This window comes from Embleya sp. NBC_00896, assembly GCF_045207785.1.
In the GTDB taxonomy this organism is placed as follows: Bacteria; Actinomycetota; Actinomycetes; order Streptomycetales; family Streptomycetaceae; genus Embleya.
This window is the reverse complement of record NZ_CP108778.1, coordinates 1-18,002: the sequence shown is the minus strand read 5'-3', so window position 1 is coordinate 18,002 and position 18,002 is coordinate 1. Positions and strand designations below refer to the sequence as shown.

Below are 18,002 nucleotides of genomic sequence, written 5' to 3'. Positions count from 1 at the left end.
CGGCATGTTGATCGGATTCCTGCTTGGATGTGACCCGCTGGTCACTGGGGGTGGGTGGGATCGTGCGAGATCTGACGGTGCGTCGGGCAAGTCGGTGGCAGGATTCGGTGCGGCTGTTGTTGCTGATCGACGCGGCCGCGCAGGATCGTCCGTCGGACGAGGTGGGCGCGCCTTCGTCGACGGTGGGCGTGGTGCGTGGGCAGCTTCGTCTGCAGAAGCTCGACTTCTGGGTGCGCAACCCCGACTACCTGGCGAACGAGTTGATGACGGAGTTCGAGAAGGACCCGGCCGTGACCGCGCTGCTGAACTGGGCCGGGGAGATCCTCGACTCCCAGGAGCCGGATCTCCGGCGTTTCCCGATGCTCCGCCACAAATTCGGTGCGTTCGAGGAACTCGACGACGCCTTGGCTCCGCTGGTCGAACGCGGGCTCCTCAGCAAGACGCAGGTCCTGGGGCGCGACCGCGTCGTCGAACACCGCTACTTCCTGCTGGAACAAGGACGCAAGGTCGCCCGGAGCCTGGTCGAGGACGCGCCGGCACTCGCCTGGTACGTGGACCGCACCCGCATGGTCGTCAAGCTCGTCGACGGCTCGGGCGGGACACAGCTCAAGCATCGCCAGTATCTGGTACGGGACTACGCCGACACCCCCATGGGCCGCTACATCCCCTCGATCACCGACCGGGCCCGCGAGCGCCTGCGTGTCCTTCGTGCCGCGCTCGACTCGAACGCGAACTCTTCCCCACTCGTCGATCCGGAGGCCTCGTGACCCCCCGCTCCGATCTGGTGCCCATCGGCAACTCGCCCTCGGTGCCGACTGCCTCGGACATCCTCGCGAGCGTCGCCGAGGACTTCTCCCTCACCGTCGACCAGGTCGAACGCACCCTGGCCGAGGCCAACATCACCCTCAGGAGCCCGGCTCCGGCCGATCGCAGACTGAGCGTGCTGCGCCTACGCGCCTCTGGTGTCAAGCACACGGGCGAGGACTTCGCGGTGGACCAGGCCTTCGGTCCGGGCCTGTGGGCGATCGCGCACCCCTCCAACAGCGCCGGCAAGACGAGCCTGCTGGAGTTCCTGGTCACCCCGCTGCGCGGTGCCCACCGCGATCTACCCCGCGATGTGCGTTCCTGGCTCCGACGTCTGCGCCTGGACGTGCTCGTGGCCGGGCGACCCATCCGCATCGTCCTGGACTTCACCCCGGCGCCGGCCAAGGGCGAGAACTCCGCACCGGCAGCGCCCGCCGCGCCACCGGTGCCACGAGCGCTCGCCTTCGCCCAGGACACGATCTGGGCGACCGAACGCGTCGACGTCTCCGTTTCGACGGCAACCGACCCCGTGCAGTCCGTACCGCAGGAGCCCGTCACCTACCGCGCCCCGCATGTGGACGGCAGCATCCTGTCCGCCGGCACCGCGACGGCTCTTCTCGAAGCCGAGGACGAGAGTGGCCTACGGCTGCTGGACGGCGCGAGCGGCGCCGCCGAGGTCGAGCGCGTCATCGGCGCGTTCCTCCTGGACGCGCTGCGCATGGAACACACCAAACTCTGGCAGGGCACCGGAGGAGCGGACGGCGAGGGCGCCCCCCAGGTACACGGCTGGACCTCCTACTTCGGAGCCTGCTACCTGAACCCGGGAGGCGACGAGATCCTCCTGGGCGACGTGAACGCGGTAGGCCTGTCCGCACGACTGCTCGAACTGTTCGTCGACATCCCCTACAGCACCGTCCTGACCCAACTGAACACCGCACTCAAGGCCGACCAGAAGGTGACGACCCAGTCGGTGCGCCGCGCCGACGCCGACGCCGCCGCCCGCGCGGGAGTCCGCACCCAATGGGAACAGGACCTTTCACGCGTGCGGGAGGAGATGACGGCACTACGCGACGCCCAACCCCGCGACGTCACCCACCTGCTGAGGCAGGCGGACAGCGCAGCCGCGGAACTACGCGATCGCCGCCGGGCGTTCGCGGAAGTCGACCAGGCCCTCGCAGAGGTCGCCGCGCGGAGACTGGTCGCGCAGCAGGCCCTGCTCGACGCCCGGGAGACCTGGCAGTCCCGGCGCGTGCTGGGACGTCTGAACCCCACCTGCTGTCCCCGATGCGAGGGACCGGTGACCCCCGAACGGCGAGCAGCGGAAAAGGAAACGGCCGCGTGCGCCGTCTGCGCGCGCGTACTGCCCGAAGTCGACGCCGATCTCGCCGAAGCCGTCCTGAGACAACTCGCCGACGACGTCACCCAAACGCTGGCGACCGAGCAGCAGACGACGACCCGCCACCGGGCTGCCGAGGAGGACGTCACCCGCAGCGAGTCCGCCCACGACCGGATCACCGCAGACGTCGACGAGGCCCTGAACACCTCGCAACGACACCTTCGGCTCCGCGAACTTGAACTCATCGCCGCAGGCCTCGAAGGCCGTCTCTCCGCCACCGAACCCTCGGATCAAACCCGGACGGCCCCGGCGCCCCTCGCCACCCGGATCCTGGGCGCCGTGGAGACCCGTGTCCGAGAAGCGGTCACCACCTCCGCCACACATCTCTTCCCGAGCATGAACACTCGGATCGTCGAGCTCGCGACCGCCTTCGGTGTCCAAAACCTCGACAGCGTCAAACTCGATCGCAGCGGCAAGGTCAACGCCGTCAAGGCGGGCGTCAAGACTCCCTTCAAGAGCCTCTCCCGCGGCGACCGACTGCGCATGCGCATCGCCACCGTCGTCGCCATGCTCCGCGTCGGCGCGAGCCGAGGCGTGGCCTCCCACCCCGGGCTGCTCCTGATCGACTCGGTCGCCGCCGAGGAGGTCACGGCCGTGCCCGCCCGCGCGCTCATCGCCGAACTGCACAGGATCACCGAAGAACTCCCGGACCTCCAAGTGATCCTGACCACGGCTCAGCCCGACCTGGTCGAAGGAATCCTCCCGCAGGACCACATCATCACCAGCACCGACGAGCACCTGTTCTGATCGAGCACCCGTTCTAATCTGGGGTCAACCCGTCAGAGGAGGGGACCATGGCACAAACCGTCGACCGAGCGCTCCAGGACTGGGCCACCCGAGCCACGGATGACCAACTCGCCGCCGGCCCCACCCTCGACGACCTCGGCGGCCGGGACGCCGTCCTCACCGAGGCACCCACCCTCGCCGCCGGCCCCCAGCTCCCCTACCTCGTCCACGTCGCGGCCCACGCCCTCGAAGACACCGCAACCGCCCCCCTTCTCGCCGCGATCGTGCAGGGCATCACCCGCCCACACGCCGCCTGGGTACTCGCCGACACCATCGACGCCCTATGTGAACGACCGGCCCTGCTCGCCCGCCTCGGGGACCAACCGGCCCGCCGACTCACCACCCACGCCGAGACCGCACTCGAACCCGACAACGACCACGCCGCATACGCCCAACCCGCCATCTCGGGAATGCTTCGTCTCGCGATCTCCGGCCAGGCAAGGCCTCACCGGCTCCTGGCGCTCCTCACCGAAATCACCGGCGGCGAACCGGCGGATGCCCTCGAGCGACTCCCCATCCTCATCGGCGTGGCCCACGACCACTTCGACGAGCCCGCCCTCCTCGACGTCCTCACCACCATCGAGAACCGGGGCGACCTGCCCCACGCCACACGCGCCGACGCCGGCTTCGAACTCGCCCTGGCCGACCTCCGCAACGCCCTCCAAGCCGGCGACCGCGCCGACACCGAACTCCACCTCGGCCGGGCCCTGCTCCGACTCACCCGGCTGGACCACGACAACGAGAACCGACTCGACGCCCGCGCCTACGCCGCCGCCATCGACGCCATCCTGGCGTTCTCCGCCCTCGAACACGATCCCGGATCCAGCCAGACCCGCACACGCCTCGAGGACGCCACCGACGTCCTGGAAGCCACCCTCGACGACCTCACCGCATGGACCTTCGGTCTCCACGAACTGGACTGGCTCAGCGCCCGCGGCCTCGCCCAAGGAGCCTGGGCCCGACTCGTCACCGCCCTACGCGTCGCCGCCGCCCGCCTGACCGAGCCCAGTTGGTACGAGCCCGCCGCAGCCCTGAACGACCTGCTCGCCGTCTACCTTGCGAGCCGCTCCATCCACGCGCCCACCGATTCACCCACCGGTGGAATCAGCGCACTCGTCGCCCCCAGCATCGAAGCCCCCTTCCTCCGCAACGAAGGCCTTCGCCACCAACTGCAACTAGCCCTGCTGCACGACGAGCGCTTCACCGAGCACCCGGACGCCATCGCCCTGCTCCACGCCGTCCAAGAAAGAGCATCACACGAGACCGCGACGGGAGCCGCGGTGCCGGGAAAAGCCCTCGAGGGGCGACCCGAACTGGCCCAACTCCTGCGCACCCTTCCCGGTGACCTCGACGTGACGTTCCTCGACAGCGTCGAGGACCACCTACGACACGCACGCCTGGGCTACATCCCCACCGGCAACCACCGGTTCGACGGGCACCTCGAGGAACTCCTCGACACGCTCCGTGCCAGCCCCGCGTGGCGCCACCCGGAATCACACCAATTCACCACACTGCTCGAACAGTTCCTGCGATTCATGTACGACCGCTTCGACGCCCAAGCAGACCTCTACGGCGAACGCACGGCCTACCTCGGACCACCCCGCCCCGACGACGAGGGACGAGTGCGCCCGTGGCCCGAAAAGCATCTGCAGGACGATCTGCACCAGCACCTATGCGGCACCCTGATCCCGGGAACCGTCCAGAGAGAGATCATGGACATCGCCGGCGGGCGTACTGACATCACCTACACGCCCCAACCCGGAAATCGCTTCGTGGTCGAGGTCAAACGCCGTGAGAGCCGATCCGCCCGAGAGACCGTCGAACAGGTCTACTTGGCGCAAGCCACCAACTACACGGCGACCGGCCCGCCGTTCGGGATGCTCATCGTCGGTGACCACAGCAACCACCACTCCGGCTACTCGGACGTCCACGACCGCATCTGGATCACGCACCACGCCCGCACCCCGACGGAAACCCCACGACTCGTCGTTGTAGGAGTCCTCCCGATCGGTCGCCCAACCCCTCACACGCTGCGGATGCCTTGAACTTCGGGACTGCGTCGTACTCCAATCATGGAAGTGACATCGAAGGACTTCTGCCAGCTCTGTCGTCCCAGTCGGGGTGGGTGTGGTTGGCCTGTGGCGTTGCACGGATTGAGAGAGCTGCGCGAAGGCGCTGGGAATTCAATCCGAAGGGTTGTGTCCGAGGCCGACGCCCGATTTTGGTTGTCGGCGCTATCCCCAGCGCATCCCAAGCCCAGTCAGGGCCTGGACTCGTTCGGCCGCCCAAGAAGCCTGCCGTTGTCGGGCGTTGGCCAGCGCGACACCCAGCTTCACCGCATGCGCCTCATCGTCGACCTTGACAGTCTCGACGTGCTTACGAGGCACGGTCAGATGCCCCTCCCGCTCGCGGAACGCAGTCGCCGCAGCGAGGGTGAGCGTCCACCGGTCCACGGCCCGCAGCACCACCGGCCGCTCCTCGACGGCCACGCGCACGCCCACCCCCGCCAGTGCCTCCCGCTGCGCCCCCGACAACCCCGCTCCGCTGCGCCGTTGCCGCTGGAGCCATGCTCCGACGTCCTCGCCCTCGATGGTGTGTCCGGGCACCAGTTCGTCGAGGCTTCCGCCGCTTTCGATGTGCAGTCGTACCGTCGTGAGTATGCGTTGCCAGTCCAGGGGCCACCGCCGGGCGGGGTCGCTGCGTCCGGTGGGGTTCCAGTCGGGGTCGACTGCCGCGAGCCGCGCCCACCGCTGCGCCCAGCGTGTGGGGTTCTTGCGGGATTCGAGTGGTCGGCGGCAGTTGGCGAGGAATTGTCCGACGGGGTAGTTGTTGACGGCGGCGGTCTTGGGTGCGGCGAGGTGTCCGTGGACGGCGTGGTACGCGCGGCACATGGCGAGTCCGTCCTCGAACGCGGCGTCGTCGGGGCTCCACACCATCCCCAGCGCCTCGAGCAGTTCGATCCGGCGCGCACTGATCGTCCCCGTCGACCACGCCCTGCGCTGCTCGCTGATCCACGCCCCCACGGGATGGCTGGTCCCGGTTTCGGCGTCGTAGTCGATCGCCTCCAACGGAACCCTCAGATCACCGTGCGCGGCGTGCCAGCGCCGGGCGGCGCGGTAGCCGCGGCGCCAGTCCCGACGTTCGGGGTCGATGACCCTGAGTTTGACGAAGTCGGCGAGGAGGGCGGGATCGCGCTCGGTCATGAACCGCACGAGGAACCGTTCCTCGTCGTCCTCGGGTTCCTCGCCCGCGCCCTCGCCTTCGGAGTCCTGCTCGGCCGGCTCGCTCTCGTCGCCCTGCGTCTCCGGGGCCGCGTCGCCCTCGGCGTCGGTGTCGGTTGGGGCCGTGAGCCGGATGTGGCTGCCGCTGGGTGCGGGGGTGGCGAGCATGTCCAGGACTCGGCTGTCGTGCGCGGCGAGGGCGTGCAGGACGCGGACGAGGAAGTGGTAGGAGTCGGAGACGAGCATGTCGTCGGGTTGTTCCCCGGCGGCGAGGAACACGGGCACGATGATCGTGGCGGTGCGGCCTTCGTGGGGTTCCTGGCGCAGGACGCGGCCGATGGCCTGGACGATTTCGATCACGCTCAGTTTGGGGTCCATGAAGGCGACCGCGTCGGCGCGCAGGTCGACGCCTTCGGCGAGGACGCGCACGTTCGAGAGCACCGCCCGCCGCGTCACCATCCCACTCCGGGCGGGAACTTCGAAGAGTCCGGCGGGTTCGCGGTCGGCGTGCGTGGCGAAGTCGCCCAACACACGCCGCCGATGCTCGGTCTCGTGCTCCCCGCACAGCCAATCCGCCCACACGGCCGCCGGATACCGCTGCGGGTCCGTCTCGTGGAGCCGCTTGGCGACGTCGGGCAGCGTCTCCGCGCACACCTGGGCCTCGGCCGTCCGCGCGTGGTAGGCGATGACCGTGTTCAACCCTTGGTCGGCGGCGCCCCGCAGTACGGCGGTCTGTAGGGCGGCCAGGCGTGCGGCCCGGTACTCCTCGACCTCTTCCAGGGTGCGTCGGCCCGGGCCGCGGTTGAGGTCGATGCCGCCGGCCGTGGCCAGGTTCTGGACGGTGGGGTCGGCGACGTCGACCACCACGATGCGCGGCCTGGCGAGCAGGCCCAGACGCACGCCGGCTGCGAGTTCCAGCCGGTGGACGGTGGGGCCGAAGATTTCCTCGTTCTCCATGGATGCGACGGCGTGGAGCGGCAGCGGCGAGTGGACCGGGCGTCCACCGCGCACCCGAGGCGGCCCGGCGCCGCCCTCGTCGTCCCGGCCGGCGTCGTCCTCGGCGAGGTTGTCGAGCCCACCCGGGCCCGCCGCATCCGGGTCGTCCCATGCCGCGTCGTCGGCGAGGATCGGGGGTCGCTCGGCTTCGCCCTCGCCGGTGCCTTCGCTGTAGGTGCTGTTGGCGGGTGGTTCCCACACGCGTGGGGTTGCGGTCAGGTACAGGCGCCCTTGGGTCGGGAGGCGTCGGTCGTCGTGGACGGCCCCCCAGTCTTTCGCGAGCGATCCGCTGGTGCGGTGTCCCTCGTCGACACACACGAGCCGCCAGGGCGCAAGGCGCAGCCCGTACACGCCCGCGTGGGCGTCCAGGATCGTGCCCAGCGACTGGTAGGTGGCGTACACCGTCAACGCCCCGTCGGCCCCGGCCCACAGGGCCAGTTGCGGGGCGCTGGTGGTCGCCCGCACCCCGGCACCGCCCAATGCCGCGTCGCCGCCGAGGGAACACACCGCCACCTGCGTCCCGCCCACCCGCCCGGCCCGCTGCCAGGCTCGGACGGTCTGGACGAGGAGGTCGAGGGTGGGTACCAGGACCAAGACGCGGTCGTGCGCGGCGAGGGTGGCGGCTGTTGCGGCGGCGACCCAGGTCTTGCCGGTACCGCACGCCATGACGGCGGTGGCGCGGCGTCCGCCGTACCGGGCGCTGCCCACCGCTGTGGGGTCCGGGTTCTCCAGTTCACGGACGACGGCGGCCAGGGCGTCGCGTTGGTGGGGGCGCAGCGTCGGAGCGGTGTTGCGGGCGGGGCGGCGTGCAGTGGGGTTGGGCATCAAGGTCTCCGCGGGGGTGAGCCGGGTGTCCGTGTCGGGGCGTGGGGGCGGGTGGGTGACCTCAGGCCCGCGTGCCCTGGTGATTCGGTTCGGTGGAGAGGTCCCCGGGGCCCACGGGCCACGGGCTCCGGAGTTCGGAGGGAGAGCTTTTGCCGATGCGGCGGCGGTAGAGGTCCTGGGCGCCTTGTTCGGTGATGCCGAGGCGTTCGCCGATCTCGCGCCAGGTCATGCGCGGCTTGCCGTCGGCGGTGGGGGTGCGTGCGGCGCGCAGGAGTTCGGCCTCGCAGTGCTCCCACCGGTTGCGCGCGGCGGGCACTGCGGCCAGGGCGTCGGCGACGTCCTCGGTGGCCAGGCGGCTCGGGTCGTCGCCCGGGGACAGGACGATGGACCGGCCGACGACGTGGGTGATCGCCAGGTACGGCTCGGCGTTCATGTCGAGCGCCCGCTCCACATCGCGTTCGATGGCCTGGCGATGCCGCGTGATGATCCGCCCGACGGGGTGGTCGCCGCCGACGGAATCCGGCGCGGAAGCGGGCGACCTCTCACCTCGTGTAGTCATTCCGACACGATAGTCTCCTCAAGGTTTCCTTGACAAGAATCCCTTGATAATGCGATCGGGGGTGCGGGGTTCGACCTCGTGGGTGGTCACCTCGCATCTGCCGGCTGCGTGATAGCGCCGAAAGCTCACGAGCTGGCCGGGTACTCCACTCGGATGAAATCGAGTGTTTCCGGAGCGCGTCCGGCCATACGCGCGGCCGTCCATGGTCGTCGATCCTCGCGAGCCCCCGGCGCGCCGGGGCGATGGGGCCTGGAACTCGACCACGAGACCCGCATGTCGAAGACGCGCCGACCGGGCGGGCTCGGCGAAGCTGCGAGTCGACATCGACAGGGGTACCGACACGACGCATTCTCACCGCGATCGGGCGGGAGTGTGTGTGGTGAATCGCGTACCTCGGCTCTTTGTTGTCTGCGCGACGATGCGTCGGGACGAGCGAGGAGGGTGGGCGATTATGATCGTGGAGAGGCCGACGACACCCGCCGTGACTTCACCATGCCGACCCTCGATGCCGGCTCGGCCAGCGTCCCTCCGTGCCCGGCGCGGCCTCGTCGCGTCGGCGGCCGATTCGCTACCGTCCGGTGGAGACGACGGGGCGGGTGTGCGGGAGACCCGCGCCGGGTTGCGGAAGGGTTGGTCAGGGCTCGTTCCGGTCGAGCCAGTTGTCCAGTTGAGCTTTGATCCTGGTGTCCTGGACCAACTTGTCCGGGGTACCGCCGAAGTCCCGGACTGCGGTGAGGAAGGTCCGGTCTCCGCGACCCGTGAGTTTCGGGTCGATCATGTCGAGCAACTCCGTCCACTTCCTGCGCGGCAGCTCGTCCTGGAGTTTGAGATGGATCTCGCGATATCCGAAGGAGCGGAGCGCGATCGCTGCCTGGGATCCGTCGAATCGACTGATGAGTTCGGTGTAGGTCGGCTCCGCGTTCCAGGCGATGCCGTAGCCGTTGGTCAGGAAGACGTCGACCAGTTGGAGAACGTAGTTGCGGGTGACCTGCTCGGGGATGTCGCCGTGACGACCGACGACGTCCTTGAGGCGTTGGGCAGCGGGAGGCTCCTCGTAGAAGTTGTTCATGTGGGCCTCGTGCGCCCGCTTGAGGTCGTCGAGCGCCTGCTGGATCTCGGCGACGCGCTCGGGTTCGGGCAAGTATGCGGAGCCGCCGACCAGTTCCAGGAGTTCCCGTGCGCGTGCCGCGCGATCGGTGTCAGCGTTGGCGGTGAAACGGGCGAGCTTGATGCCCAGGTCGTTGCGGGCGTCCTCGCTGACCAACGGCCACAGGGCCGGCCAGAGGGAACGGACGTTGTCCTGGACCTCCGGCGCCGCGCTGTCGGGGGTGTAGATGCCGAACAGGCCTGCCGCGAGGTTGTCGGCGTGCTCCTGCGGGAGTCCGTCGAAGAACGCCGCCGATTTGTTGAGCTCCTCCTTCGACAGTCGCTTTTCCTTGATGTTGCTGAGCAGCTTGCCGATCTCGGCGACGACGTTGCGGGGCTTGAGCTGGAAGACCTCCTTGATGCAGGTCTCCAGCCATTCGGCCAGCTTGAGCCCGGTCAGCTCCTCGATGTTCGGGTGTGCCGTGCTCGCGTGGTTCCGCATGTAGTTGATGTGAGTCAGCTGTTTGAAGGCGACATCGCTGATGAGTTTGATCCTGTTTGCGGCCTCCAGCAGCTTGTAGTCGTCGACCTGGGCGAGGTCGTCGCGCGTCTTGAGGTTCTTTCGGCGGGCCGGGTCCGTCTCGGCGAGCGTGAAGAAGTAGTCGACGTCGAACGCGGCAACGTGGTCGCGCAGCCGGTTGACCGTCTCGTTCCAGAGGTAGTTCAGTGCCGCGTCGAAAAGCCCGACCGAGCCCGCGATGATCATCTTTGCGATGTAGGGCGCTTTGGCCCGCTCCTCGTCGGTCATCTCCTCGATGACGCTCGGGGCGTTTCTGAGTAGGATCTCCCGCTGCTTCGCATGAACGATGATGTTGTCCGTGGGCAGCCCCCAGGCATCCAGGACCTGGAGCATCAGGTCCTCGAACGCCTCCAGATCGGCGCGGGCAGCCTGAACCGACGCCTGAGGCGCGCGGATCGGCAGGTTGTCGGGGATGTCCTGAGGACTCATGCGGGTGCTTTCTCCGATCGCTTTCGTCTTGCCGACGGTGTCGACGAATGCCGCTCCGGGACGTCTTGCCGACGGGCCTCGAGATGCCGAACCCGGGTTCGGCGAACCCGTGCTGCATTCCGGTTGACCAGTGTCTCCCATGGTGAACAGGGGACGGGAAGGCTTTTCCCATAAGCCGCCCACGCCGTTCGGCCCCGCCACCGGGGCATCGCAGGGGACGGAACGGAGCCGAATCACCACGCCTGCCGCGCAGAAACACCTCGGGCCCGTCGCGGCGTTCGCGGATCGTACGGTGGGGGTTTCGAGGAGGGACGGGGAGTCGATGGCGAATGCGTATGCGCGGGGTGCGGTGGTTGAGGCCGTCGTGGTTCGGCACCGCCCGTTCGGGATGATGGTGGACATGCCCAACGGGGAGGTGGGTCTGCTGGAGCCGGAGTACACGGAGCCGGCGTTTCGGGATCGGAACGGCTGGTACCCGGCCGGGACGCGGGTCCGGGTCGTGGTCCTGGGATACACCACTCCCGGAGAGTTCCGACCCGCACAACTGCGCTTGGGCTCCGACCCGGACATCGTGCGACGCCATCAAAAACCCGTGAATGCACCGCTGCGCAGACTCGGGACCGCTCGGCCTTCAGGAAGTGATGGTAGAAGTCTGGTCATGGAACAAGCGGATGCAACTGCGCGGTCGGGCCCGCTTGCTGCCGGGGACAACGAACCGGCGTCGATCTCAGTCGAGTTGGCGATGGCACTTACCCGACAGGGAGTTGCAGGGGAGCGCGCGTTGGAACTCCTTCGCGACGCCCGCCGTCTGCTGGCGGAGTCGCAGGACCTCGCGTTGCCCGCCGTTCTCGCGGAGGCCGCGTGCCGCCTTGCGATCGAGCTGCTCCTCAAAATCGCGGACGACAAGACAAGCACGGGCATCCAGGGCGCGGCCCGGGCCATGGTCGACGCGGTCGACGCGCACCTGAACGAAATCGACTCCGACGCCGGTGGCGTCGCCCCGGCCGGCTCGCCCGCGTCCACCCGCCGAGACGGCGCCCCGGCGGTGCCCCGGACCGACGCGGGCTTGCGCCACGCACGCGACGCCCTGCAGGCGGAGATCGACGTACCGGGTGGGTACCGCAACCGCCTCGCGCGGCGCCTGGCCGAGTCCGTGACCGGGCTGCCGGTGACGGCCGCCGGCGCGGAGGCTCTGCGGTTGTGGTCGAGCCTGTACTCCCGGGCATCCGGTACCGTCCACGGCGAAACGGCGTCCGAGCTGGCGGCGGTCGACCTGTTCAACGACGTGATCCTGGCGGTCGGGGAGGTGTTCGTCCCCTTGCCGGCCCGCGCCGGTCGGGTGCTGACAGTGGCCGCGGAACCGAACCCGACTCGGGAGCATGCGTACGAGATCCATGCGTGGTCCGACCCACGCGCGATCACGTACTTCTTCGCGTTCGCGGACAGTCCCGGCTGGCTCGGGCTGTTGCGCGATGCGCTGTTGCTGCCTTCCGGTGACGCCTGGGACGCCAGGCCGTTTCTCGACCGGATCGCCCGGACCGATCCCGGGCCGGTTGCCAACTGGTTGCGTGTGCACTGGGACTCGCTCTGGAAGTCGGACCAGGTGTGCGAAGCGGCGTGCCGGATCGCGACACGCTGCGGCGTGGAGATGGCGGACTCGATCCGCGCCGTGGTCCGCGCGCAAGCGGCGCGCGCGAACGCCGCCGCCACTCGCGCCGGAGAAGGCGGCGTTGCGACGGCCAGGTCGCAGTGGATCGTTCGCGCCGCGGCGGACTGGGCGCTCGCCGTTGCGGCCGACGCACGCAACGGAGAGTGGGTCGCCACGGTCGAACCGCTCGTCGACGCCGCCGCCGACGACCGCCTCGACCACCACACCGGCCGCGCGCTGATCGCCGCACTGCGGACCACAGCCCACCCCGACGGCGCAGGCACGCCCGGCCCGTTGGCGAAGATCATCCGCAACGTCCTGCCGGGCTGCCTGGACCGCATGCACAACCTCGAGTGCGAACCCCCGTCCACCGACTCCCCGTCGCCGGACGCCCCGACACAGCTTCGCCGGCCGCACCGAGCCGCTCTGCACTTCGTGGACGACCTGCGCGTCGACCAGGATGCCGGGTACTCCTTCGCCCGCCCCCTGGCGCACGCGATTCTCAAGATGGCCCGCGCGGACGCGGCCGCCCACGTGTCCCTCACCGACCGCACCGCCGCACTGCGCCGCAAGACCACCCTCGATGACGTCCGCGACCGGCTCTTGGCCGCCCACCTCGCGGACGTACCACCACCCGGCGGATCCGACGACGGCACAGCGGACACCGACACCTGGTGGGACACCGCGCTCGAAGTCATTCCCGGCGTCATGCCCTACGGCCGGATCCACCAGGACACCGCAGCCTTCCTGCACGCCGCCGTCGACCGGTGCCCCCCGGAACGGGAACCCGACCTCGACCGGGCGCTGACCGCCCTGATCGGCCCACCGCCCGACACACACCAACTCGCAGCCGGACAAGAGCAACTCGCCGCCCTCGCACGCCACGAGCACGGCGCCCGGGCACCCCGCGAATGGCTCCACGCCTGGGACCTGCAAGCCCTCCTGCCGGACCGTATCCTCGCCGCGTGGCGTCCCGCCCTTTCCGCCCTCCGAGCGGTTACCGGCGGCCCGCCGCCCGACCCCCGCCACACGACCATCGTCACCGTGGTCGCCTACGACGCCGTACCCGAGCAACTGCGCACCGACGCCGTCACCGCCGCGAACGCCCACGGCCCCGTGCACGCCGCACGCACCCTGGCGGCCTCCGTCGACACGGCCCCGGCCCACACCGAACACGCACAACGCGTCGTGCGCGAACTCGTCACGGCGGACGACCAGGCATGGTCGGCCGCGCCCCGCAAGGTGGCCGACGCCTTGCGCCACCGCGGCCTGATCGCCGCCTACCTCAACGAACTGCACGCGCGCCACCACGACCACCGCACCCACCTAACCCCGACCGTCCTCGTGCAAGCCACCCTCGCCGGCCACGCCGCAGTCACCCGCCACCCGGACACCCTCGACCACGACAGCGACGGGCTCTTCAACACGACCTTCGCCCTGCTGCGCGCCGCGCAAGACGTCGACACCGACCTGGGCACCGACGGCGAGACCATGTCCGCATGGCTACGGGAAGTCGCGCGACACCGCACCGACGTACACCCCGACCCGCACGAAGTCGGCGACGACGCCTGGGGCGCGGCGCTGTCCCACCCACCGAGCAGGGCCGCCTACGCCCTCATCACCGACACCTGCACCCGGCACGCCGGCCTGTCCGCAGACCTGGCGGGCATCCTCGACGACATGCTCGCCGCCGCCGACCCGCGCCCGCACGCGGTCATCGGCTACGCGCTGCCGATTCTGCACACTCGCGACCCCGACTGGGTCGATCTCCACCAACACGCACTGCTGGCCCTGGCCCCCGGCACTCCCTCTCCCGCACGCAGCTGGCTACGCCACGCCGGACCCTGCCCTGCCCTGCTCGCGCGGCTCGACCCCGACGAACTCCGCGCGGAACTCTGTGTAACCGATCCCGACCCCGCCCACCGCCACCGCGCGGACGGAGCACTCCACCAGGTGGCCCATGCCCTGGTCACGAACCCGGCGCTTCTCGGCGCCCCGGGCACGTTCCTCACCGCCCTCGCCGCCCACGACGGAGGCCCCGACGCCGTGTCCCACCTGCTCGAACTGCTGCCCAGGTTCGTGCCGGACGACCCCGACCGTCCCCAAGCCGACCACGCCGCACGGATCTGGACCGCAGTCCTGGACGCCGACGTTCCCGACCACGCACTGGCCACCAGCGGGGTGTTCGCCGTGCGTGGAACCCTCGACTCCCACACCTGGCTCACCCTCGCGGTCCGCACCCGCGAAAGAATCGCCGAACCGGGCCCGTACGACGAGGACATCGCCGAACGCGCCGCCGGTCTCCCGGACAGCCCCGACGCCCTGCACCTGCTGGTCGGACTACTCGAGGACGGCCATCTCCGCTCCCCGTGGCAAGTCGCCGCCATCCAGGGCCACGCGAAAAGGTTCCTGAGCGACAGCACCGACCACCTGAGCACCGACGAACGAACTGTGCTGCGTGACGCCCTGATTGCCTCCGGAGACCTGGGAGCACGACTCGACTCCCCGTGAGCGGCCTGTTGCAGGGTCGACGGGCGCGACGAGTACCCGGAGCCGAGATCCGACACCGGCGGCTACGCACGAGGCCCACGACGCGCCCGAGGCCACGGTTCACCGGGCCTGTTCGGGCATACGCGTTGTATGGCCCGAACCCGAGGCAGGTCGAGCCGGGCGAGGTCGCGGCCGTCGACTCCGCGACCCACTGCGGCGGGCCGTCGGCCGCGACACCGAAGGTATCCCTGGAGCTGGCGGCACACACCGGGACTGCTTGAGAACGCTGCACCCGGTGCCCGACACACCGGCCCTCATTCCACGACGGCAATGGGTTACGGGGCGCGCGGCGGTTGCTGTGGTCCTGCCACGCGGGATCGCCCTCACCCGCGACCGGGCTGTGGGAACGGCTCGTTACGCCTCGACCGCGTTCACCATTGCAGCGGCTTGCCGAGGGAATTGGGTTCGGCGTGTCTCCATCTCTCGTCGCACGGTGGTCAGATCGGCGCCGTAATAATTTTGCCAGGTGGTCACAGCCACCTCCAGAGAGCCGAATACGACCATCGCGGCCGTCATGAGGGTCGCGGCTTCGCCGACCAACCGATCGTCGGTTCCTTGGGCGAGCATGCGCGCACGCTCGATCATCCAGGGCCGGCCGTGGGCCGCCCCTGACAGGAGCCGATACGGCGCGGGAATCCATGTCGGCAACGCTTTGCCGGCCTGCTCGGTGATGTTGATGTCCAACCGTGCATTGTCGCCGTCGACCTCGTGGCCGATCAGCTTGCCCTTGGCATTGAACCGCTCTCGAATCCCCGCATCGGCGAGGAGCTTGTTTGCGCGTGCGTCTGTGCTCGCCGTACTCGCCGTGGCGCCAGGGTGGCCCAAAGCGTCGGCCATCTTCCCCATATGGCCGATGTCCGTCCGCCACAAACCCGCGAACCTGGCCAGTCGAAGTCCACCGGCGATCGAGGAATCGAGGAGGTAATGGTGGATGAGGACGTTCTCCATCACCGTGCGGCTCAACGTCAAAGGCGACCAGACGGGCGGGGGCGTCATGAGAACGTCCGTCTCCAACGCTCGGACGTGATCGAGCGCGTTGTCCCAGAGCAACTGCGATGTCTTCGACAACATGTTGAGCAGCGACATCCGCGCCGCCCCCACCGATTGTGGCAGCGCGCGATGGGCCTCGACTTCGCGTTTGAACGGGAAGTCCGCAGCGAAGATCGGCTCTTCCGGGAATCCGTCCGCGGCCAGAACGCGGAAACCGCCGAGCGCTTGCGCTACGAACTCGGCGAACCTCGTGGTGATCGGCACCGTGAAGGACACGGACTCGGGAGAGACATCCTCGGTCATGGGTCGGAGCCTAGGTTCCTGGAACCGCGGCCCCCGCACAATTTCGGCACGACAACGCGTGTCGCCTCCACACGAGGCCTTCGACGGCCCCTCGCCCGCCGCTGCGCCGCCGTGGGATCCGCGTTGCACCGTCGGGTATGGGGGTGACCGCTGTCCGCGGGACGGGGCGACCTTGCCGCCTGTCGTTGTGGCCCCGGGCTGCCTGCATTGGGGGCTCGGACGGTGGCACGCGGTTCCTGCGCCGGCCGGAAGGTGGGGAGGGTTTCATGCGAGGAATGCCGCGTGAGGTAAGTGGTGAGGGACTGCGGGTGGGTGGCGTCCCGGCAAATCGTCCCCGGGGTGCAGGTCGGTGTCGTGGTGGACGCATGGACGTGTCGTCGGTCGTGGGTGTCGGGCCGTGCTGGTTGCGTTGTCTCAATGGCAGGTCAGGGGTGCGGTGTTCTGACCTGGGGTGCGGCACCGCTTGAGAATGTCGTGCTGTGTCTTATGACCTGGGGTTTTGGCGTGTGGCGCTGGGCGCGCCTCTGGCCGAGGGGTCGGTTGACCTGGGGTGCCGCACGGTTTGGGAGGGTCGGGCAACGCCGTTGAGTTTTCCCTTTGGCGAGCGGTGTGTTCGGGTGACCGGCGCCTGCTCACCGGACCGTGGGGAGGTCGAGGACCTGGACGCGGTGGTGCGCGGCCGGCGTCGCCGCGGCCCTCGTGGTACGCCGTGCGCCGGGCGGTTGGGGTGCCGCTCGTTCGGGTGGGTCTGGCGTACGCTGCTGCGGTTGTGGAGAGGATGGGGTCATGGCTGCCTTGGGTCCCGGTTTCGATGATCCCGAGTACGACGACTACGACCCCGCCTGGAGCACCCAGGACACGCCGTTCCGGCGATGGCTGATCGACAGACTCGCCGCGGCCGGCTCCGGCCTCCCTGCCGAGGCTGTCTCGTGCTTCGCTCCGGCCAACCGCTATCACGGCCTGAGCCGCGAGAACGCGGAGCTGCTGGCGATCCTCACCGACACCGGCGTGGACATGGTGTGGGCGGTGCACAAGGTCGACCTCGAGGACTGGGCGCGCGAGCAGGACCTGCGGGACCATCCGGGCCTCGCGGTCCTGGACGCGGACCTGGATCGCATCCGGGATCGTTCCTGACTCGGTTCTCCGGGCTTCCTGTTCGGTTTTCCTGTCGGGTTTTCCTTACAACTTTCGGGCTCGGTGGTCGGTGTCGGGGAGTGGCGTCGTGTGGCGTTGTCCGGCGCTTGGTGGGTTGTGGCGGGTTGTGTTGTTGGGGGCCGCAGAGGGCGCCCAGGCTGCTTGTCGGGGCTTCCTGGTGATGTCCGAGGCGGGCTCGTGGTGGCCTGCGAGGGGCTGGTTCGATGCGCCTGCGGGTCGGTGCCGTTCGCCCGTTGGGCGCGGTGGTGGGGCCGCGGAGCGGACCGGGTCGGGGGTCCTCGTGGGGCCCGTGGATTTCCCCGAATCGTACCCGGCGTGATTTTTGATGCATGGTCTTGTCCGTGATGCGATGCCCACCTATATTGGAAGTCTTCGGCTGGTCTGAAGTCGCCTGTTTCCAATGATGGTTGGTGCATGACGGTTTCAAGTCCTCTGGCATTGCGCGATGTTGGTTTGCTCCACCGGTCGGTGTCTCGGCCCGCTGGCCCCACAGCAGATGCGGAACCTCACACCAACCCGCCATGCTGCCAGCACAGTTCCGGAGCGCATCGGTCGGAGGCCCGACATGTTTGGTTCGGCGGGCAATCGCGTAGCGATTGCGTGTTGGTTGGAAGTGACGGAGTCACTTCCAGCCAACACCTCTTGCGACCCGTAGGGTCGCGCGTCATGCGGGT

General features: G+C 69.2%; 9 protein-coding genes. 5 read left to right on the top strand and 4 right to left on the bottom strand.

Going from position 1 to position 18,002, the window contains the following annotated elements:
• Window positions 1–62: 62 nt before the first annotated feature.
• Genes OG928_RS47375 through OG928_RS47365 form a run of 3 tightly spaced genes read left to right on the top strand, consistent with a single transcriptional unit; the run spans window position 63 to window position 5,031 of the window.
• Entirely contained in the window at window positions 63–767 is a 705-nt protein-coding gene (locus OG928_RS47375; RefSeq protein WP_406292169.1) for a hypothetical protein, read from the top strand.
• The gene (locus tag OG928_RS47370; protein WP_331738160.1) at window positions 764–2,947 is read left to right on the top strand and encodes a hypothetical protein; all 2,184 of its coding nucleotides are present in this window, start codon (window positions 764–766) and stop codon (window positions 2,945–2,947) included. The genes OG928_RS47375 and OG928_RS47370 overlap by 4 nt, the downstream gene beginning before the upstream one ends.
• 47 nt (window positions 2,948–2,994) lie before the next feature.
• The gene (locus OG928_RS47365; protein ID WP_331738157.1) at window positions 2,995–5,031 is read left to right on the top strand and encodes a hypothetical protein; all 2,037 of its coding nucleotides are present in this window, start codon (window positions 2,995–2,997) and stop codon (window positions 5,029–5,031) included.
• A 189-nt stretch (window positions 5,032–5,220) separates the two neighbouring features.
• Here the strand turns inward: OG928_RS47365 and OG928_RS47360 are convergent, their stop codons facing one another.
• The 3 genes from OG928_RS47360 to OG928_RS47350 form a co-directional block, all read right to left on the bottom strand.
• Complete coding sequence (locus OG928_RS47360) at window positions 5,221–8,028, bottom strand: Helicase associated domain protein (protein WP_331738154.1); 2,808 nt, start codon at window positions 8,026–8,028, stop codon at window positions 5,221–5,223.
• A 61-nt stretch (window positions 8,029–8,089) separates the two neighbouring features.
• A complete protein-coding gene (locus OG928_RS47355; RefSeq protein ID WP_331738152.1) occupies window positions 8,090–8,587 on the bottom strand; it encodes a hypothetical protein in 498 nt (165 codons plus the stop codon).
• 634 nt (window positions 8,588–9,221) lie between these two features.
• Complete coding sequence (locus tag OG928_RS47350; protein ID WP_406292166.1) at window positions 9,222–10,682, bottom strand: hypothetical protein; 1,461 nt, start codon at window positions 10,680–10,682, stop codon at window positions 9,222–9,224.
• Between the two features lie 781 nt (window positions 10,683–11,463).
• Here OG928_RS47350 and OG928_RS47345 point away from each other — a divergent pair.
• Window positions 11,464–14,841: a hypothetical protein gene (locus OG928_RS47345; protein ID WP_331738147.1), complete on the top strand. Its 3,378-nt coding sequence runs from the start codon at window positions 11,464–11,466 to the stop codon at window positions 14,839–14,841.
• A 393-nt stretch (window positions 14,842–15,234) separates the two neighbouring features.
• Here the strand turns inward: OG928_RS47345 and OG928_RS47340 are convergent, their stop codons facing one another.
• Window positions 15,235–16,173, bottom strand: a complete 939-nt coding sequence (locus OG928_RS47340; protein ID WP_331738144.1) for a hypothetical protein — start codon at window positions 16,171–16,173, stop codon at window positions 15,235–15,237.
• Between the two features lie 786 nt (window positions 16,174–16,959).
• Here OG928_RS47340 and OG928_RS47335 point away from each other — a divergent pair.
• Window positions 16,960–17,307 carry a hypothetical protein gene (locus tag OG928_RS47335; RefSeq protein ID WP_331738141.1) on the top strand — a complete coding sequence of 116 codons (348 nt, stop codon included), beginning with the start codon at window positions 16,960–16,962 and terminating at the stop codon, window positions 17,305–17,307.
• Window positions 17,308–18,002 lie beyond the last annotated feature (695 nt).